Origin of the sequence: Rubrivivax sp. A210, assembly GCF_904426505.1 — a bacterium.
In the GTDB taxonomy this organism is placed as follows: domain Bacteria; phylum Pseudomonadota; class Gammaproteobacteria; order Burkholderiales; family Burkholderiaceae_C; genus Rubrivivax.
Window position 1 is genome coordinate 113,419 of the sequence record NZ_CAJGBN010000003.1, and the last position, 19,468, is coordinate 132,886.

General features: G+C 71.7%; 16 protein-coding genes. 9 read left to right on the forward strand and 7 right to left on the reverse strand.

What is annotated here, in order from left to right; all coding sequences use genetic code 11:
* Positions 1-8 precede the first annotated feature (8 nt).
* From gspG to JMV16_RS04960, 7 genes are all read right to left on the reverse strand, one after another.
* The gene (gene gspG / locus JMV16_RS04930; protein ID WP_236580362.1) at positions 9-407 is read right to left on the reverse strand and encodes a type II secretion system major pseudopilin GspG; all 399 of its coding nucleotides are present in this window, start codon (positions 405-407) and stop codon (positions 9-11) included.
* Between the two features lie 239 nt (positions 408-646).
* Complete coding sequence (locus tag JMV16_RS04935; protein WP_201493069.1) at positions 647-955, reverse strand: high-potential iron-sulfur protein; 309 nt, start codon at positions 953-955, stop codon at positions 647-649.
* A gap of 40 nt (positions 956-995) precedes the next feature.
* Entirely contained in the window at positions 996-1,247 is a 252-nt protein-coding gene (locus JMV16_RS04940) for a hypothetical protein (protein WP_201493070.1), read from the reverse strand.
* 117 nt (positions 1,248-1,364) lie between these two features.
* A complete protein-coding gene (locus JMV16_RS04945) occupies positions 1,365-3,641 on the reverse strand; it encodes an ATP-binding protein (protein WP_201493071.1) in 2,277 nt (758 codons plus the stop codon).
* Between the two features lie 36 nt (positions 3,642-3,677).
* Positions 3,678-4,415 carry a LuxR C-terminal-related transcriptional regulator gene (locus tag JMV16_RS04950; RefSeq protein WP_201493072.1) on the reverse strand — a complete coding sequence of 246 codons (738 nt, stop codon included), beginning with the start codon at positions 4,413-4,415 and terminating at the stop codon, positions 3,678-3,680.
* Positions 4,416-4,487: 72 nt separating this feature from the next.
* Positions 4,488-5,465, reverse strand: a complete 978-nt coding sequence (locus JMV16_RS04955) for an NADPH:quinone oxidoreductase family protein (protein ID WP_201493073.1) — start codon at positions 5,463-5,465, stop codon at positions 4,488-4,490.
* 61 nt (positions 5,466-5,526) lie between these two features.
* The gene (locus JMV16_RS04960; RefSeq protein WP_201493074.1) at positions 5,527-8,322 is read right to left on the reverse strand and encodes a zinc-dependent metalloprotease; all 2,796 of its coding nucleotides are present in this window, start codon (positions 8,320-8,322) and stop codon (positions 5,527-5,529) included.
* Between the two features lie 211 nt (positions 8,323-8,533).
* Between JMV16_RS04960 and JMV16_RS04965 the strand changes: the two genes are divergently transcribed.
* The 9 genes from JMV16_RS04965 to rhlP all read left to right on the forward strand — a co-directional run bounded on the left by JMV16_RS04965 (position 8,534) and on the right by rhlP (position 19,339).
* Positions 8,534-9,328: an enoyl-CoA hydratase/isomerase family protein gene (locus tag JMV16_RS04965; RefSeq protein WP_201493075.1), complete on the forward strand. Its 795-nt coding sequence runs from the start codon at positions 8,534-8,536 to the stop codon at positions 9,326-9,328.
* An 85-nt stretch (positions 9,329-9,413) separates the two neighbouring features.
* The gene (locus tag JMV16_RS04970) at positions 9,414-9,902 is read left to right on the forward strand and encodes a thioesterase family protein (protein ID WP_201493076.1); all 489 of its coding nucleotides are present in this window, start codon (positions 9,414-9,416) and stop codon (positions 9,900-9,902) included.
* A gap of 97 nt (positions 9,903-9,999) precedes the next feature.
* A complete protein-coding gene (locus JMV16_RS04975; RefSeq protein ID WP_201493077.1) occupies positions 10,000-11,109 on the forward strand; it encodes a S1C family serine protease in 1,110 nt (369 codons plus the stop codon).
* A 64-nt stretch (positions 11,110-11,173) separates the two neighbouring features.
* Entirely contained in the window at positions 11,174-11,794 is a 621-nt protein-coding gene (gene thrH / locus JMV16_RS04980) for a bifunctional phosphoserine phosphatase/homoserine phosphotransferase ThrH (protein ID WP_201493078.1), read from the forward strand.
* 5 nt (positions 11,795-11,799) lie between these two features.
* Positions 11,800-13,791: a peptidase U32 family protein gene (locus tag JMV16_RS04985; protein ID WP_201493079.1), complete on the forward strand. Its 1,992-nt coding sequence runs from the start codon at positions 11,800-11,802 to the stop codon at positions 13,789-13,791.
* Positions 13,792-13,879: 88 nt separating this feature from the next.
* The gene (gene tagH / locus JMV16_RS04990) at positions 13,880-15,181 is read left to right on the forward strand and encodes a type VI secretion system-associated FHA domain protein TagH (protein WP_201493080.1); all 1,302 of its coding nucleotides are present in this window, start codon (positions 13,880-13,882) and stop codon (positions 15,179-15,181) included.
* Between the two features lie 47 nt (positions 15,182-15,228).
* Complete coding sequence (locus JMV16_RS04995) at positions 15,229-15,705, forward strand: Crp/Fnr family transcriptional regulator (RefSeq protein WP_201493081.1); 477 nt, start codon at positions 15,229-15,231, stop codon at positions 15,703-15,705.
* A 4-nt stretch (positions 15,706-15,709) separates the two neighbouring features.
* Complete coding sequence (locus tag JMV16_RS05000; protein ID WP_201493082.1) at positions 15,710-18,445, forward strand: FAD-dependent oxidoreductase; 2,736 nt, start codon at positions 15,710-15,712, stop codon at positions 18,443-18,445.
* Between the two features lie 81 nt (positions 18,446-18,526).
* Entirely contained in the window at positions 18,527-19,339 is an 813-nt protein-coding gene (gene rhlP / locus JMV16_RS05005; RefSeq protein ID WP_201493083.1) for a rhombotarget lipoprotein, read from the forward strand.
* Positions 19,340-19,468 lie beyond the last annotated feature (129 nt).

Genomic DNA, 19,468 nt, shown 5'->3' on the forward strand with positions numbered 1-19,468 from the left:
GGGAGCCCCTACCAGTTGCCGATGTCGGCGTCCTCGCCGGTGCCGCCGGCGCGGCGGTCCTTGCCCAGCGTGACGAGGTCGAAGTCGCCGTGCTCACCGGGCGACTTGTAGACATAGGGCGTGCCCCAGGGATCGGGCGGCACGGCCTTCTTGAGGTAGGGGCCGCCCCACTTGGGCTCGTTGTTGGGCTTGGCCATCAGCGCGGCCAGGCCCTGCTCGGTGGTGGGGAAGCGGCCGACATCGAGGCGGTACTGCTCGAGCGACTTCTCCAGCGCGTCCATCTGTGCGCGTGCGGCCTTGACCTCGGACTTGCCAACCTGGGCGAAGTAACGCGGGCCGACATAGCTGGCCAGCAGGCCGATGATGAGCATCACCACCAGCAGTTCGAACAGCGTGAACCCTTGCATCGGGCGGCGAAGGCGGGGGGTGGCGCGGGGCGTCATCGGGTGGGCGGGCACGGGCGGCGTCCGGGTTTGATCGATGGCGGGATGGTACACAGTCGGTTCCGTGAAAAAGACGCGTTAGGTCAAGCTGCGGCAGCCTGCAGCGGCGCTGGCTGCGCGCGGCGGCGCGGGATGGGAGGGCCGCGACGCCATGAAAAACGGCCCCCGCAGGGGCCGCTTTCCAGGATACCGAAGGCGGAAGATCAGCCCTTCTTGACCCAGGCGCTGCACCAGCCGGCGCCAGCGACTTGCTTGGTGCCGAACAGCGGGCAGCCACCGGCGGCAGCGGCGCCGCCCTGGTACAGGCCGCAGCTCGAGCACTTCTGGTCGGCGGCGTACTTGGGGAACTTCTTGGCGTCGGCCTTGGTGGCGTCGGCGACATAGCCCAGGGCCACGGCCTGAGGATCCTTTTCGTCGAGCTTGGCCTGGGCGTGGGCCGAAGAGGCGGCAGCGAGGGCGGTGCCGGCGGCGGCGACTTGCATGAGGAAAACGCGACGGTTGCTGTTCTGCATGGGAAGGAGTCCTTCAGGGGTTGGGAAAAACTGTGGCGGATCAGGGCGATGGCACGGTCACGCCCAGACAGGCATTGCATCGGCCCAGGCCGCGCAGGCGCGGATCGGGCTTGCCGTCGCCGGTCTTGAAGTTGGCGTGGCAGCGTATGCACACGTACATCTTCGAGCTCGACATCATGGGCTTGACACCGGGCTCGGCGTGCGGCCGGGCGGCAGTGTACTCGGCCTGCGTCTGGCGCAGCTTGGGGCCGGAGGCGGTTTCGGGGCTGGGGGTCGTGCGGCGAGTGGTCATGGCATGGGGGCAAAGCGAGGAAGCCCCGGTCAACACGAAAGGCGTATTGTCCCCGGAAATCGCACCGCCCGCACTTCGGGCTGTCCTGGGGACTGGGTTGAGCTGCGCCTGCATGGCTCAATCAACGCTGGCGAAGGCCTGTACGTTGACATCGCAGACGATGCCGCGCGGTTTGTTTTCGCGCCAGGCCACGCCGCCACCGAGCAGCTTGACGCGCTTGCGCACGCCGCCCAGGCCGAGCCCGTGCGACCAGGCCTGGGGCTCGCAGCCCTGGCCGTCGTCGGCCACCTGGAGCGAGAAGCGCCGCCCCTCGAGGCTCATGCGCACCTCGATGCGCGTGGCGTGGCCGTGGTAGAGCGCGTTGCTCACCAGCTCGCGCAGCACGCGCGTCACCGCCGACCACTGCACCACCGAAAGCCGCCGGTCCTGGTCGAAGGCGACCGACCAGTACAGCTCGGCCTGGGCCGCCGCCAGGCGCTGCGTGAGATCGGCCTTCCATTCGGCGGCGGCATGCGAGAGGCGGTGCTCCGATGCCGCCAGGCCCCGCGTCAGTGTCTTCAGGTCCTGCAGCGTGTGGCGGATGTAGTTCTCCATCTCGGGCGTCGGCGCCTGGTACATCAGGGTCAGCAGGCGGGCGCCGATGTCGTCGTGCAGGTCTTGAGCAATGCGCAGCCGTTCTTCCGAGCGCCCGTGCTCGACCGCCTTGTCGTAGGCCACGGCGCGGCGCAGCTGCTCGACCACGCGGTCGGCCAGGCGCGCGTCCTCGAGCGTGAACAGGCGCTGGCCGCGCTTGGCGAAGCGCAGCATCAGGGCGAGGTCGGCGACGCCGTCCTCGTCGGTGCGGCGCACCGGCACCACCAGCACCGAGCCGCCGCCGACCACGCGCGAGCGGTCGGGCAGGCGGTCGACGCGCTTCATCTCCAGCGGATCGAAAAGCTCGCGCAGCAATTGCGTGAGGGTGGCGTTGTAGCGCGCCGGCCGCTCCTGCACCTCGCGTGCGGCGCGGTAGATCCGCTCGAAGATGCGCTCGGCCCGTGGCAGGCTCAGGCCGGTCCACTCTTCGCCGATGAGCCGGCGCAGCGCCGTGTAGACCGCCAGCGCAAACAGCCCGGCCAGGGCCAGGGCGGTGACCGGGCCGAGTGAGAACAGCGCCGAGAACAGCAGGTCGACGCCGGTGGCCAGGGTGACGATGGCGGCCAGCACCGCGAACTCGCGCAGCAGGCGGCGGCTGCGTGCCAGGAAGGGCGTGGCCAGCAGCAACGCGGCCAGCAACAAGTTCCAGGCCAGGCCGGCACCGGCGGCAAGGCCCGGCGCACCGGGAAAGCGGCCGGGCGCCAGCGCCACCACGGTCGTCACCAGCAACAGCGCCGCCAGCACCAGCAGGGTGAAGCGCTCCATCACGCGGGCGTATGGGTTGGACTCCAGGCGCTGCGAGCGGCGCATCACGGCCCAGCCCAGCAGGCCCAGGGCCAGGCACACGGCCTGGGCCGACCACCAGGGCGGAAGCAGCGCGCCGGCATGGACCAGGGCCACCCCGGCGGCGGCCAGCGCCCAGGCCGCGCCGGCGACGAGGCCGGCGCGCAGCAGGCGGCGCGGATGCCAGGCAAAGGCGTGTACCGCGGCGGCGCCGGTACCGGCATCCAGCGCCAGGCGCAGGTCGAGATCCAATCCGGGCACGGCGGGCGGCAAGCCCAGGCCGTGCAACGACTCGATGGCACCCAGCAGAAGCTGGGCGGCCTGGCCGAGCGCCATCGCCACATAAAGCAGATTGAGCGGCCGCGGCTGGGCCAGGAAGACCGCGGCCGAGAAGAGGAAGAGGACCAGCGCCAGCGCCGCCAGCGGCCAGAACAGCGGCCCCAGGCCATTCAGGCCCCGCGGCCGGCCCTCGACCTCGGCGATGCCGCCGTTGGCGAAGTGCAGGCGCACGGGGCCCGCAGCCAGGCCGTCGGCGAGCTGCTGCTGGGCCGCGCGCTGGCGCGCACGCTCGGCGTCGGCGGCCTGCCAGCGCGGCGAGTGGTTCAGCAGCCGGGCGTCCACCGCCAGCGGCGGCCCGGCGCCGGTATCCAGGCTCAGCAGCACCTGGCCTTCCAGCGGCAGCATGGCCGCCAGCGTGGTGTGTTGCAGCACCAGGGAGCCGTCGCCGGCGACACGCCATTGCGCGTCGATGTGGGGCGTGGCCGCCAGCCAGCGCGCAATGCCGAACAGGCTCAGGCAACCCAGCAACGCGATCACCGCCAGGCCGCGGCGGCGCCAGCCCATCCAGCGCGATGCGCCTTCGATGCCCAGGCTGCGTTCGAGCGCGCTGGCCTCGAAGGCCGAGTCGGCGCCGCCATGGCCCTCCAGGGGCGCGGGCCGGGAAACGGTGCCGTTGTGCGACGCCGGGTTCGCGGGCATGGCCGCGCGTTGCCTAGAAGAGCGCGCGGCGGCGCGTCACACCAGCCCCTGCTTGCTGGCCAGCACAGCCGCTTCGGCGCGGCTGGAGACGTTGAGCTTCTTGTAGATCGACTTGATGTGGTCGTTGACGGTGAACCACTTGATGCCCATGAGGCTTGCGATCTCCTTGATCGTGAAGCCCTTGCTCAGGTAGGTGAGCACCTCGCTCTCGCGCGGGGTCAGGCGCTCGTGGTCGAGCGGCTTCTCGATTGGCACCGGCCGGCTGGTGGTGAAGGTCGATGCCGGCATGAAGCCGGAATCGGGCGCCTGGCTGTCGGCGCCGTTGCCGTGGCGGAAGTGGGTGAGCAGGCGGCGCGCGATGGCCGGCGACAACGGCGGCTGGCCGCGCACGATCTTCTGCAGTTCCTCGACCAGCACCTCGAAGCGGTCTTCCTTGAGCAGGTAGCCGTCGGCGCCGCACTGCAGCGCCGGGAAGAGGTGGTCGTCGTCGGAGTAGAGCGTGGTGACGATCTTGGTCGCCGGGTACTGCGCCAGCTCGGCCAGCAGTTCCATGCCGTTGCCATCGGGCAGTTCGAGATCGACCAGCACCAGCTTGAAAGGGTCGACACCGTGCAGGCCCTGCGAGCCGCCGGTGAGCGCGACATGCTTGCGCGCGGTTTCCAGGTCGCCGGCCTCGGTGAGGTGGATGGCGTCGCTGAAACTCTCGCGCACGACGCGGCAAAGAAAGCTGCGTGCGACGGGGTTGTCTTCGAGGATCAGCACCTTGACGGCCATTGACCGGGTCTCCTGGTGGGCGAGCGCGATGCTAGCGGAAACGCGGGCCGGCCGCGGCAGCGTTGCATCCGATCAAGCATTGACGAGCAGCAGCTTGCCTCGCACCTGGCGCGATCCCATGCGGGCGTAGGCCGACTTCAGCTCGGCCATGGGCAGGCGCTGATCGATCACGGGCCTGAGCCATCCCTGACCGTACCAGCGCGCCAGCTCGGCCAGGCCGGCGGCATGGGCCTGGGGTTCACGGCGTGCGAAATCGCCCCAGAACACGCCCACCACCGCGGCGCCCTTGAGCAGGGCCAGGTTCCAGGGCAGGGCCGGGATGGCACCGCCGGCGAAGCCGACCACGAGGTAGCGGCCGCGCCAGGCGATGGCGCGGAAGGCCGGCTCGGCCAGCGCGCCGCCGACCGGGTCGTAGACGATGTCGGGCCCCTTGCCGCCGGTGGGGGCCTTGAGGGCCTCGCGCAGGTCTTCGCGGCTGTAATTGATGGCGGCATCGGCGCCCAGGCTCAGGCACAGCGCGCATTTCTCGTCGCTGGAGGCGGCGGCGATGACGCGGGCGCCGGCCGCCTTGGCGATCTGCAGTGCCGCCGTGCCGACGCCGCCCGCTGCGCCCAGCACCAGCACCGTTTCGCCGGCCTTCAGCCGGCCGCGGTCCATCAGGGCATGGTGCGAGGTGCCGTAGGTGAAGGCGAAGGCGGCACCGTCCTCGATGGCAAAGCCCGGCGGCAGCGGCATCAGGCGCGCGGCATCGGCGATGGCATGGGTGGCGAAGCCGCCGGTGGCGCCGACCGCGGCCACCGCGTCACCCACCGCGAGCTGCGTGACGCCCGCGCCCACGGCCTCGACGATGCCGGCGTATTCGGCGCCCGGCACGAAGGGCAGGGGCGGCTTGACCTGGTACCTGCCCTGGACGATGAGCAGATCGGGGAAGTTCAGGCTCGCCGCCTTGACCGCGATGCGCACCTCGCCGGGCCCGGGTTGCGGCGTCGGCAACTCCTTCCACTGCAGGGCATCAGCGCCTTCGAGCGTTTCGCAGAGCCAAGCATGCATGGACCGCTTTCTCGTCTGTTCGGGGAGCGCGGATCATAGCCACGCCCGTTGCACCACCCGCCTAGAGCGCCTGCCGCTGCAACGGGGCCGCAAAGGCCAGGCGCAGGGTTTCGGCGCTGTCGGCCAGGTGGGCCAGCGTGGCCTCGTCGAGGTTGGCGCCGCGGGCTCGCGGCGCCGCCTCCAGCCGCGCCAGCAATGCCCGCGCCTGGCCGCGCAGGGCGCCCCGCGCGTCGGTGCGCGAGGCCGGTGAGGGCCGCAGCAGGGCCGACGCGAGACGGTTGGCGTGGTCGCGCTGCAGCTCGCGCCGCGCTGGCGTGATGGCAACGCCACGGCCGAGTTCGCCCCAGACATCATCCTGCAGGCGCTGGTAGAGGTCGGGCAGGCGGAAGGCGTCGCCGGCCGGGTCGATCTTGCCCACGCTGTCGAGGATGCGTGCCGCAATGCCGTCACTCATCAGATAGGCCAGCACGCCGCGCTGCAGGTCGAGCAGGCGCTGGGCGAGCGCGAAATCGGTGCCGGCGCCGGCGTCGGCGCGCTCCAGGAAGTCGGGCGCCAGGCGGCGCTGCAGCGCCGGTGAAAGGCTCAGGCCCTCGGCAGAAAGCACCTCGCGGCCGATCAGCGCCAGGGCCTGGCGCTGCACCTCGGGCGCGTTGGGCAGCAGCGGGTCGCGGCCGCTGCCCGGATGGTCGCGCAGCGTGCGCAGGCCGCCGATCTGGCGCAGCAGCACGCCGACGGCGCGCGCCACGTCGCCCAGTGCATAGCCGATGGAGCGGCGCAGCACGGCGTAGTTGCGCTGCGGCGGCAACTCGCGGCCCTCCTGGCGGTGGAAGAGATCGCGTGCGATGGCCAGGCGCTTGGCGGCAAAGGCCAGCGGGTCGGCGCCGAGGTCGAGCTGCAACGTCTCGGGGTCGATGCCGAACCAGGCGTCCTCGTCGGTGCCGAAGGCCAGCTGCGGCTCGTTGCCGCGCGCCGCGATGCGCTGCAATTCGGCCGCCTCGTCCTCGGGCTTGGCGCCCGGCGGCAGCGCCTTGTAGGCGTACTCGATGGCCCAGTAGTCGTAGGGCCCGAGGGCGATGTGGAAGGGCGTGCCGGCGTGCTCGCCCGGCCGCGGCAGGTTGACGGCGTTGTAGTCCATCACCGAGCCGCCGGTGCCGTGGGCGCGCGTGAATTCGGCGTCGGCGAGTTGGGCCTCGGTGTAGGCGCGCGAAGCGCGGAAGTTGTGGCGCAGGCCGAGCGCGTGGCCGACCTCGTGGATGATGGACTGGCGCACGAAGTCCTGCACGAACTGCTGGGCGATGGGCCCGTCGGGTTCGAGGTCGCTGCTCGCGGCGAGCACATCCAGCGCATAGACCAGCTGTTCGGCCGCCAGCGCGCCGGCCTGGCAGCGCTGCCACTCGGCCGGCATGGGCAGGCCTGCAGGCGGCTCGAAGGGGGTGGCGAAAGACGCCGGCGCATCACCTGCCGCACCAGCCGCGGGGCCCGGCAGCACGCGTGCGCGCAGGTCGCGGAAGTAGCGCGTGTTGAGGCCTTCGAAGCCTATCGTGGCCTCGAGGATCTCGCCGCTGCGCGGGTCGGCGTGCGACAGGCCGATGCCGACGAAGCTGTTGTCGGCATTGAGCATCCAGCGCACCGAGGCGCGGCCGTAGTCCAGCGTGTCGAAGGTGGCGTCGTCGGCCTGCTGCTCGACCTGGATGGCGTTGGTGAAGCCTATCTTCTCGAAGGCCTTGTTCCATTCGAGGATGGCGCCGCGCACGGTTTCGCGGTAGGCCAGCGGCACGTTGCGGTCGATCCAGAAAGCGATGGGCTTGACCGGGTCGGACAGTGCCGCCGCCGGGTCTTTCTTCTCGAGCCGCCAGCGGTTGATGTAGCGCCGCCGCGGCGATACCGCCAGCTCCTCGGAAAAATCGAGCAGGCTGGTCGTGAACAGGCCCACGCGCGCATCGGCCACCCGAGGGGCCATGGGCGTCTCGGACAGGGGCGCCAGCGACAGGTTCAGCGTGAACAGCATGCTGCGCGTGTCGGGCAGGAAGCGCGGCGCCGTCGGCACCGGCGCGCCCGGCGCCGCCGTGGGTGAGGGGATGGCGACACTGCCGCTGTAGAAATGGTTCTGCGTCTCCAGCACCAGGGCCTGCTCGCTGCCGCGCACCGCGGTGATGGCCGAGTTGGCGCGGTCCAGGCTGTAGCCTTGGCGCAGGCTGCGCTGCAGCGTCATGCCTATGCCCAGCAGGTCATTCAGGAAGATGCCGTTGGCGTCGATCAGCACGCTCTTGCGCTCGGGGTGGGGCTGGCTGGCTACCGCCACGGCACCGAGCAGGCTGGCCGAATAGCTGTCGGCCATAGCCCGCGCCTCGGGCGTGCCGGGCCTGGCGACGACGCTGGTATTGCGTGCCAGCAGACGCACCTGGTTGTACAGGCGCTGGAACTCCACCACCTGCAGGCCGCCGGCGCCGTTGACGGCAAAGGCGTGCAGGCCGCCCTGCAGCAGGGCTTCGCCAATGCCGCTCTTGATCTTGGGCGAGAGAAGGAAGGGCTTGCCGAACTGCTCGGGCATCAGCTCGAACCAGACCTTCTCGTCCTTCTGCCAGACGGTGATGACGCCATCGATGCGGCGCGCGTCCTTGATGACCTGGGCAAAGGGCTGGGGCGTGCCCGGCGGCGTGGCCCCTGCGCGCGGTGGCGCGGTGGCCGCGCTGGCGGCATGGGCGGGGCCGGCGGCCGGGGCGGCAGCGGCGGCCGGCGCCGCCGCTGAGCCGGCCCCAGCGGGCGCGGCGGGCTCGGGCAGCGCGGCACAGCCGGCCAGCAGGAGGGCGGCGACTGTGCTCAGGGCAGCGGGCAGGAAGGCGATGCGGTCGCGCATGGGCTGGGGTGGGCACGGGGCCTCGGGGCGGGCCCGGATTGTCGGCCAATGGGGGAGGCTGGAGGCGGGATGCGTGAATTGTCCGTCCGGCTCGGGGGCCAGGGCCTCGGCGCCTGTCTGCAATACTGAGGCAGCCCGGGCCGTACCGCCATCGAGAACAGGCCCGGCAACTTCTGCAAGTCCTGAGGCACGCGCTGCCCGGAAAGGGTTCATGAACCCCCAGACCCTGATCGTCCGCGCCGATGGCCCGGTGCTCCACCTCACGCTCAACCGGCCGGAGGTGCGCAATGCGATGTCGATGGCCATGGTGCAGGAACTGAGCCAGGCCCTGGCAGCGGCCGAGGCCGACGGCCGCACGCGCATCATCGTGCTGGCCGGCAGCGGCGGCCATTTCTGCGCCGGCGCCGATCTCAAGGACATGGCGCTGGCGCGCGAGCGCCTGGCCGAGGACGCGCAGGCCCTGGTCAAGGCCAACGCCGCCTTTGGCGAGATGTGCGCGGCCTATGCCGCCACGGGCCTGGCGCTGGTGGCCGTGCTTGAGGGTTCGGTGATGGGCGGCGGCCTGGGCCTGGCCTGCATCGCCGACGTGGCCATTGCCGGCACCAGCGCGCAGTTCCGCCTGCCCGAGACCTCGCTGGGCATGGTGCCGGCCCAGGTGGCGCCCTACCTGGTGGAGCGCCTGGGCTATTCGGAGGCGCGCCGCCTGGCCGTCACCGGCGGCCGGCTCGATGCCCAGCAGGCGCTGGACCTGCGCCTGGTACACGCCATTCACCCGGCCGGCGCTCTCGATGCGGCACTGCACGACCTGGTGCGAGAGATCCTGCAGTGCGCGCCGGGGGCCATCGCCGCCACCAAGGCCTTGATGACGCGGGCTCGCCTGCAGGCGCCCTTGGCTCTGGTGCAGCCCGCGGCCCAGGCCTATGCGTCCGCCGCGCTGGGCGCCGAGGGCCTGGAGGGCACGACGGCCTTCCTGCAAAAGCGCAAGGCGGGCTGGGCGCCGCAGTGAATTGCGGCAAGATGCCGGCCGATATCCGAAGTGCAGGCATGAACACGAGACACCAGACAGCCGCCCCCTTGCGGGCGCCGGCGGCATGACGGCGGCGTCGCTGCCACGGCGCTCGGTCGAAGAAGAGGCCCGCCTCGAACAGGCGCTGGTCGAGCTCTTCGAGCAGCGCATCACCTTCAACCAGACCCTGGGCCTGAACATTGCCGCAGCCCGGCCGGGCGCGGTGCTGGGGCGATTCGCGATGCGCCCGCATCTGGTGGGCCACTATGCCTACGGCCGGTTGCACGGCGGCGTGATCTCGGCCGTGCTCGATGCGGTGGGCGCGCTGGCATTGATGGTGGGCATCGCCGAGCGCCATCCGCACGACGACACGGCCCAGGTCATGCACCGCTTCGCGCGCATGGCCACGATCGATCTGCGCGTGGACTTTCTGCGCCAGGGCCTGGGCGAGCATTTCGACGCCACGGCCGAGGTCACGCGGCTGGGTGGCCGGGTTGGCTCGACCCAGATGCGCCTGGTCAACCACGAAGGCACGCTGATCGCTACTGCCGCGGCGGCCTACACCGTGGCCTGATCGCCGGCGGCAGGGCTTGCAAGCCGAGGCCGCGGCACCATCTGGCGGCCATCGGCGTTCTGGCAGCATGGCGGGACGCGTTCCAGGCTCAGAGAACATGAAGCACCTCACATCCTCTCCCCTCGCCGTGGTGGCCGCGGCGCTGATAGGCGCCGGGGCCGCCTTCCTGGCCGTGCCGGCCCTGGTGCAGGGCAAGACCGAAGCGGCGCCGCGCGCCGTCACGCCGCGCGGCGCGCTGGCCGCCGACGAGCAGGCCAACATCGACATCTTCCGGCGCACCAGCCCCGCGGTCGTCCACATCACCTCGCTGGGCGTGCAGCGCGATCTCTTCAGCCTCAATGTGCAGCGGGTGCCGCGCGGCACCGGCACCGGCTTCGTCTGGGACGAGCGCGGCCATATCGTCACCAACTACCACGTCATCCAGGGTGCCGATGGTGCCCGCGTGACGCTGGCCGACCAGAGCACCTGGGACGCCAGGCTGGTGGGCGCCTTCGCCGACCGCGACCTCGCCGTGCTGCGCATCGAGGCGCCCAAGGACAAGCTGCCGCCCATCGTGATGGGCAGCAGCCGCGATCTCATCGTGGGCCAGCGCGTCTACGCCATCGGCAACCCCTTCGGCCTGGACCAGACCCTCACCACCGGCATCGTGAGCGCGCTCGGGCGCGAGATCGAATCCTTCAACCAGCGCACCATACGCGGCGTGATCCAGACCGATGCCGCCATCAATCCCGGCAACTCGGGCGGGCCGCTGCTGGACAGCGCCGGCCGCCTGATCGGCGTCAACACCCAGATCGCCAGCCCCAGCGGCGCCAGCGCCGGCATCGGTTTCGCCATTCCCGCCGACGAGGTCAACCGCATCGTGCCGCGCCTCATCCGCGACGGCCGCTTCGTGCGTCCGGCGCTGGGCATCTCGGCCGGGCCGCCGGGGCTGCAGCAGGCGCTCAAGCTGCCCAAGGGCGTGGCGGTGGTGCAACTGGCCAGCGCCGGGCCGGCGGCCAAGGCCGGGCTGCAGGCCTTCCGCCGTGGCACGCGCGGCGAGATCGTCGCCGGCGACGTGATCACGACGATCAACGACGAGGCCGTGGCCGATCTCGACGACCTGCTCACCGCGCTCGAGAAGTACCAGCCCGGCGAATCGGTGACGCTGGGCCTGTGGCGCGACGGCAAGGCGCGCAAGCAGAGCGTGGTGCTGGCGGCCTCCGACTGAGGCCGGCGGCGAGGGCGGGGCGCGCGGCTGGCGCTAGCATGGCGCACCCTGTCCAGGAGCCCCCATGCAAATCGTCTGCCTCGACCTCGAAGGCGTGCTCGTCCCCGAGATCTGGATCGCCTTCGCGCAGCGCACCGGCATTGCCGAATTCAGCCGCACCACGCGCGACGAGCCCGACTACGACAAGCTGATGCGCTACCGCCTGGCGCTGCTGCGCCAGCACAGCCTCAAGCTGGCCGACATCCAGGCCGTGATCGCCGGCATGGCGCCGATGGAGGGGGCGCGCGCCTTCCTCGACGCGCTGCGTGCGCGCTACCAGGTCATCATCCTGTCGGACACCTTCTACGAGTTCGCCGACCCGCTGATGACCCAGCTCGGCCGGCCGACGCTGTTCTGCCACCGCCTCGTCACCGATGGCGAGGGTTTTGTGGCCGACTACCTGCTGCGCCAGCCCAACCAGAAGTTCCACGCCGTCAACGCCCTCAAGGGCCTGAACTTCCAGGTCATCGCGGCCGGCGATTCCTACAACGACACCGGCATGCTGGGCGCTGCCGACGCCGGCTTCTTCATCCACCCGCCGGCCGGCATCGTGGCCCAGTTCCCGCAATTCAAGGTGCACCACGGCTATGCCGAGTTGAAGGCCAGCATCGACGCCGCCGCCGACCGCCTGGCCGCTGCCGCCTGAAGGCCATGGCGGGCGGGCGCATCGAGCTGCTGGCGCCGGCGCGCGACGCCGCCATCGGGGTCGAGGCCGTCAACCATGGCGCCGATGCCGTGTACATCGGCGGCCCGGCCTTCGGCGCCCGCGACAAGGCTGGCAACCCGCTGGCCGAGATCGAGCGCCTTTGCCGCCATGCCCACCGCTATGGCGCGCGCATCTTCATCACGCTCAACACCATCCTGCGCGATGACGAACTCGAGGCCGCGCGCCGCATGGCCTGGGACGTCTACCAGGCCGGTGCCGACGCGCTGATCGTGCAGGACATGGGCCTGCTCGAGCTGGACCTGCCGCCCATCCAGTTGCACGCCAGCACCCAGACCGACATCCGCACGCCGGCCAAGGCGCGCTTTCTGCAGGATGTGGGCTTTTCGCAGATGGTGCTGGCGCGCGAGCTGGACCTGGGCCAGATCCGCGCCATTGCCGCCGAGGTGAGAGAGGCGACGCTCGAATTTTTCGTCCACGGCGCGCTCTGCGTGGCCTACAGCGGCCAGTGCTACATCAGCCACGCGCTCACCGGGCGCAGCGCCAACCGCGGCAGCTGCAGCCAAGAGTGCCGCCAGCCCTTCACGGTGAGCGACGGCGCCGGCCGCATCGTGGCCCACGACAAGCATGTGCTGAGCCTCAAGGACAACGACCAGACCGAGAACCTCGAGGCCCTGGTCGACGCCGGCATCCGCAGCTTCAAGATCGAGGGCCGCTACAAGGACATGGCGACGGTGAAGAACGTCACCGCCCATTACCGCCGGCGGCTCGACGCCCTGTTCGAGCGCCGGCCCGAACTGGCCGCGTCCAGCAGCGGCAAGTCCCGCCACGGCTTCGTGCCCGATCCGCAGCGCGGCTTCAACCGCGGCGCCACCGATTACTTCGTCAACGGCCGCCAGATGGACATCGGCGCCTTCGACACGCCCAAGCACGCCGGCATCGCCATCGGCGAGGTTGCTGCTGTAGCCGCCGAGCATTTCGAGATCGTGCTCGACGACGCGGCTGGCGCGCTCAACAACGGCGACGCCCTCACCTGGTGGGACATGCAGGGCGAGCTGCAGGGCGTGCCGGTCAACATCGCCCAGGCCCTGGGTGGGCGACGTTGGCGCGTCGTCCCCAATGCGAGCGTGGCCGCGCTGAAGGATTTGCGGCGCGGCTGTGCCATCAGTCGCAACCGTGACATGGCCTGGGAGCGGCTGCTGAGCAAGCCCTCGGCCGAGCGCCGGATCGCCGTCACGCTCTACCTGAGCGAGACGGCCAGTGGCTACGCGCTGGACATCACCGACACCGACGGACACCATGCGCGCGCCGAACTGAACCAGCCGCACGAAGCACCCAAGGACGCAGCACGCGCCGAGGCCACGTTGCGCGAGCACCTGGGCAAGCTGGGCGGCACGCTCTTCGAGGCCGAGCATGTGGAACTGGTCCTGCCGGCGCCGCGCTTCCTGCCTGCCGGCGCCGTCAATGCGCTGCGGCGCGAGGCCGTGGCCGCGCTGGAAGCGGCGCGCGCCGCGGCCTTCCAGCGCCTGCCGCGCGCAAGGCCTGTCGAGCCGCCCGTGCCCTATCCCGAAGACACGCTGAGCTACCTGGCCAATGTCTACAACGGCAGCGCCGCCGCCTTCTATGCGCGCCACGGCGTCAGGCTGGTCGAGGCCGCCTACGAAAGCCATGAAGAGCCGGGCGAGGTGAGCCTGATGATCACCAAGCACTGCGTGCGCTGGAGCCTGAGCCTGTGCCCCAAGCAGGCCAAGGGTGTGATTGGCGTGCAGGGCACGGTGCGCGCCGAGCCGCTGGCACTGCAACTTGGCGACGAGCACCTGACCCTGCGCTTCGACTGCAAGCCCTGCGAGATGCATGTGGTCGGTCGCATGAAGAAGCAGGTGCTGCGCGAGGCGCGCAAGGAGAACAAGGACGGGGCCGCCGTGCCCGTGCGCTTCTACCGCACGCGGCCCGGGACCGCGCGGTCTCGCCAGGCTTGACGAAGGCCCGGCCATCGGGCCAGGGGGTGGCGGCGGCGCGGCGGGTCGGCACAATGGCCCGGCATCGACTGCACGAGGGCCACCGCGGATGTACAGCTTCAAGCTCACCCAGGGTGTCGAACTCGCCGAGGGCGTGGTCGTCGAGATGCGGCTGCCCGAGCCGCTGGCGCGCTTCACGATCGGCCGCGATCCCTCCAATCCCTGGTGCATCCCCGACCGCACGCTGGCCATCTCGGCCCGCCACTGCGAGATCGTCACCACACCGTCCGGCCCGGCGCTGCGCGATCTGTCGACCAATGGCACTTTCGTCAACGGTGCCGCGGCCAGGCTGAGCGGCAGCCATCTGTTGCGCGACGGCGACCGCATCGTGCTCGGGCCCTACCAGATCACCGTCAGCGGCCCCAAGGTGGCGGTGGCGCCGGTGGCCGATGCCGCCCAGCCCGCGGCCCCGGCGCCGCGCCCGCCGGCCGTGGCGCTGCGCGGCGGCGATCCGGCGGCCATGCTGGCACTGGGCGCGGCGGCCGGCCCCCGCTTCGGTGTCACCGAACTGTTGCGCAGCGCGCCGCCGCCCGAGGACAGCGATGTCGACGTGACGCGCATCCGCGTGGCGCCACCGCGGGTGCGTGAAGCGACGCCGGCTGCGTCCGCAGCCGCGCCCGCGCCGGTTGTTGCGACTCCGCCGCCGGTGGCTGTGCCGCCGGTGGCTGTGCCCGAGTCATTGCCTTTGGCGGCGGCGGCGGCAGCGACCTGGCCCGTGCCCCTCGATCCCGTGGCCCCGCCGCTGGCCGCCCTGGCGCGCGCAAGCCAGCCCCTGTCCACCGGCGACGCCGCCGCCGTGCTGGCCGCCCTGGCCGCCGGCCTGGGCCTGGCGCCCACGACCTGGGCCGGACGCGACGCGGCCGAGGTGGCGGGGCAGGTCGGGACGCTGGCGCGCGCCGCGGTGGCCGCACTGGCGCAGTTGCTGGCCCAGCAGGCGCAGGCGCGGCGCCAGATCGGCAGCCGCTCGCCGGCCCTGGTGCCGGTGCGTGAACTCAACCCGCTGCGCGTGGCGCGCAGCCCCGAGGCTGCGTTGCTGGCCCTGCTGGCCCCGGGCGTGGACGCCCAGCAGCCGCTGCAGCGCGCCGCCGCCGAACTGGCGGCTCATCAAGACCGCCTGCTGGCCGCCCTGGCCGGCGCTACCCAGCGCCTGGGCGAAGAACTGGCACCCGATTCGCTGGACGCCGCCGTGGCCGGCAGCGACGAGGCGGCACGCGCGGCCCAGCGCTGGGCGCTCTACACCGGCCTGTGGCAGGGCATGGGCCTGGCGCCGGGTCGGCCCTGGAGCGAAGGCTTTGCCGAGGCCGCCCGGCTGCACCTGGCAGCGGCCTACGACGAACAGGGCAAGGCCTGAGCTATGAACGCGAGCATGGATGTGAAGTCGAGCGCGAGGGGCGGGCGATGAGCGATTTCTTCAGCTATGGCGGTGCGGCTGCGCCCGCTCCCGCACCGGCTGCCGCCGCCGCGCCGCGCGCCATCCTGGGGGAATTGGGCGGCGAGGACTGGGAGAAGTTCATCGCCCACACGGCGCGCCGGCGTCACCCGGCCGGCGCCCTCATCGTGCAGGCGGGTGAGGCCGATGCGGCGCTGTGCTTCATCGCCAGCGGCCGCGTCGAGTTGCAGGGCCCTGGCGGCGGGCGCGAGTCGCGTGAGTCACGCGGCGAGGGCGAGGTCTTCGGCCTGCTGAGCTTTCTCGATGGCGCACCCAGCGACGTGACGGTGCGTGCCGGCGCCGAGGCGCCGGTGGAACTGCTGCGCCTGACGCCCGAGCAATTGCAGCAGTTGGCCGCCTGGCAGCCGCGCATCGCCGTGCTGCTGCTGCGCGACCTGGCTGCCCATGTCGCGGCGCGGCTGCGCCAGGCCCGGCCGGGCGATTGAGGGCATGGCCACCATTCCCATCGTCCCGGTCGCCGCAGCGCCAGCGGCCGAGGGCCAGACCGAAGCCCAGGCCGCCACCCAGTTCTTCAGCAATTACACCAAGCTGGAGTCGCGCGTGCCCATGGCCGCGTGGTACGCGGCGCGCATGCTCGCCCTGGGCATCGCGCTGGCGCTGGCGGCCCTGCTCATCCTGCAGCCCGAGCTCGGGCTCAAGCTCTTCTGGGGCCTGGCGATCCCGGTGGTGCCGGCGCTGCTGGTGGTGGCGCCGGGGCTGTGGCGCCAGGTCTGCCCGATGGCGACGATGAACCAGCTGCCGCGCCTGGCCGGCTACGGGCGCGCGCTGGAGCTGCCGGCCTGGCTCAGGCAGGCGGCCTTCGGCATCGCCGTGGGCCTGTTCCTGGTGGCGGTGGCGCTGCGCGTGCCGCTGCTCAATCACAGCGGCGCCCTCGTCGGCGGTGGCGTGCTGGCGGTGCTGGCCCTGGCCCTGGCCGGCGGCTGGGTCTTCAAGGGCCGCAGCGGCTGGTGCGGCACATTCTGCCCGCTGGCCCCCATCCAGCGCACCTATGGCCAGGCGCCGCTGATCGTGGTGAAGAACGGCTATTGCAACCCCTGCGTGGGCTGCCAGAAGAGCTGCTACGACTTCAACCCGCGTGCCGCCGTCTTCAGCGATGTCTACGACGACGACCCTCGCCACGCGGCCCAGCGCCGGCTCTTCATGGGCCTGCTGCCGGGGTTGATCCTCGCCTACTTCCTGCAGGGGCCGGCGCCCAGCTACGGCGAGCCGCTGCACGCAGCCATCCTGCTAGTCGGCGTCTGCGCCTCGGCCGGCCTCTACGGCCTGGCCGTGGCCTTCGCGCCGGCCAACCCGTACCGCGTGGCGCTGGCCTTTGGTGCGCTGGCGCTGGCGGCCTTCTACTGGTTTGCCGGGCCCATCATCGTGCGCACGCTGTCCTGGCTGGCCGGGGCCGAGCCGCCGGCGGCCCTGCTGCTGGCCTCGCAGGGGCTGGGCCTGGTGCTGGCGGCCACGCTGGCGGCCAGCGGCCTGGTGGCCGAGCGGCGCTGGAACATCGCCCAGCGCAAGCCGGCGCGCGCCGCCGAGGCCGCGCCCCGCAGCCAGTTCGGCGCCGGACGGGCCGGCACCTCGCTGAAGGACCGCCTGGCGCGGGCCGATGCGGCCGAGGTGACCGACCGCGGCTCGGGTATCAGCTTCCAGGTCGGGCCCGATGCGACGCTGCTGGAGGCCATCGAAGGCGCCGGGCTCAAGATCAATTTCGGCTGCCGCGCCGGCGTCTGCGGTGCCGACCCGGTGGCCGTGTGCGAAGGCCACGACAACCTCTCGCCGCCCGGCGATGACGAGCTGGCCACGCTGCGCCGCCTGGGCCTGGAAGGCCGCGCCCGCCTGGCCTGCATGTGTACGGTGAAGGGGCCGGTGCTGATCGACCGCGACGCGCGCTCGGCGCCGCCGCCAAAAGTGGTGAGCGTGGCGCCGCCGCGCCCCGACCGCGCGCTGCCGCTGGGCCTGAAGCGCGTCGTCATCGTCGGCAACGGCGTGGCCGGCATGGGCGTGGCCGAGGCGCTGCGGCGCGAGAGTGCGAGCGTGCAGATCGACATCGTCGGCAACGAGCCCCACGCCTTCTACAACCGCATGGGCATAGGCCGGCTGATCTACGACAGCGCCGGGCTGGACGCGCTGCAGCTGGTGCCGCCCGACTGGCCCCAGGCCCAGCGCGTCAAGGTCTGGAGCCAGGCCGTGGCGGCACGCATCGACCGCACCGGCCATGCCCTGTACCTGGCCAGCGGCGAGGTGTTGCCCTACGACAAGCTGGTGCTGGCCACCGGCTCGCGCTCGACCCCGCCCGATGAAGAATTCCTGGCGCGCCCCAATGCCTTCGTGCTGCGCTCGGCCGACGACGCCCAGGCCATACGCAGCTGGGTGCAGCGGCGCCAGGCGCGGCGGGCCCTGGTGGTGGGCGGTGGCGTGCTGGGCGTCGAGGCGGCCGACGCGCTGCACAAGCTGGGCCTGAAGGTGACGCTGCTTCAGCGCGCAGACCGCCTGATGAACGCCCAGCTCGACGAACAGGGCGCGGCCCGCCTCACCGGCTACCTGGAAAGCATAGGCATCCAGGTCGTCACCCACGGCTCGGTGGCGCGCTACGAGGGCAGCCCGCAGCTGCAGACGGCCTGGCTGGCGCACGGCCCGCGCGTGCGCGCTGACGTCTTCGTCGCCGCCCTGGGCATCCAGGCCAACACCTTCCTGGCCGAGCAGGCGGGGCTGAAGCTGGGCGACAACGGCATCCGCGTCGATGCCCAGATGCGCACCTCCGACCCCGACATCCATGCCGTCGGCGACGTGGCCGAATTGAAAGGCACGCCGCGCGGCCTCTGGCCCATAGGCGCGGCGCACGCGGCCACCGCGGTGTCATCGATGCTGGGCGAGCCCGTGCCCTATGCCACGCCGCGCATCGTGCTGCAGCTCAAGTGCGAGGGCATAGACCTGCGCAGCCAGGGCGAGATCGTGGCACGCGAGGGCGACGAGGACTTTCACGCACGCGACGGCGACGCGGCCTGGTGGCGCCTCATCGTGCGCCACGGCCAACTGGCCGGCGGCCTTTTCGTCGGCCCGCCGGGCAGCGCCAAGGCCTTCACCAAGCTGCTGCAGCAGCCGGTGGACATCGCGCCCATACGCGCCGAGTTGCGCCAGGGCAGCCTGGAAGGCTTGAAGGATTTGCTGCGCGGCTGAGCCGGCGGCGTTGATGCGGCGCAACGGCGGGCGCCGGGCCCGGCTTAGCATGGAGATTCCATGGCTCGAAGGGAGGTTGCGATGCTCCGGCTTCTGTCCTTGCGGGCCGCTGCGGCGCGCCGGTTCGCCCTGGTGGCGCTGTCGGTAGGCGTGGTCGGCCTGGCCGTGGTTGGCTGCGCGTCGATGGAGAGCAAGACCAAGCAGCGCCAGGTCGCCTCGATGCTGACCTACCTCTATCCCGGCAGCGAGGCGCCCGTGGCGCCGCCCGACACGGTGGCCGAGATCAAGGTGCCGTTCCGCGTCGGCATCGCCTTCGTGCCCGACAACGGCAATGCCGAGTTCCGCCTCTCCGAGGCCGACCGGCTGCGCCTGGCCGGAAAGGTGCGCGAGGCCTTCGCCAACTACCCCTTCATCAGCCAGATCGAGGCCGTGCCCTCGCTCTACCTTGAGAAGGGTGGCGGCTTCGCCAACCTCGACCGCATTGCCGGCCTGCTGCGGCTGGACGTGGTGGCGCTGATCTCGTTCGACCAGGTGCAGTACGCCGGGGCCAACGGCTGGTCTTTCCTGTACTGGACCGGCGTCGGCGCCTACATGGTGCAGGGCGACCAGTACGACATCATGACCGCGGTCGAGACCGCGGTGTTCGACGTGCGCAGCCGGCGCATGCTGATGCACGCGGCCGGCACATCCACGGTGAAGGGCGAGGCCACCTGGGTCGGCTTTGCCGAGCGCTCGCGCCTGGCGCGCACCGATTCCTTCACCCAGGCGGTGCAGCAGATGACGGCCAACCTCAAGACCGAGGTGCAAGCCTTCCGCGAGCGTGCGCCCAGGGATCCGAGCATCCGACTGGTGCTGCCGCCCGGCTACAACCCGGGCACGACCGTCACCCGCTGAGGGCCGGACCGCTCAGCGCGAGGGGCCGCCGCGCGAAGGCGGGCGGCCACCGCCGCCACCGCCAGGACGGCCGCCGCCCGGGCGACCACCGCCGCCACCGGGCCGCCCACCGCCGCCACCGCCACCGCT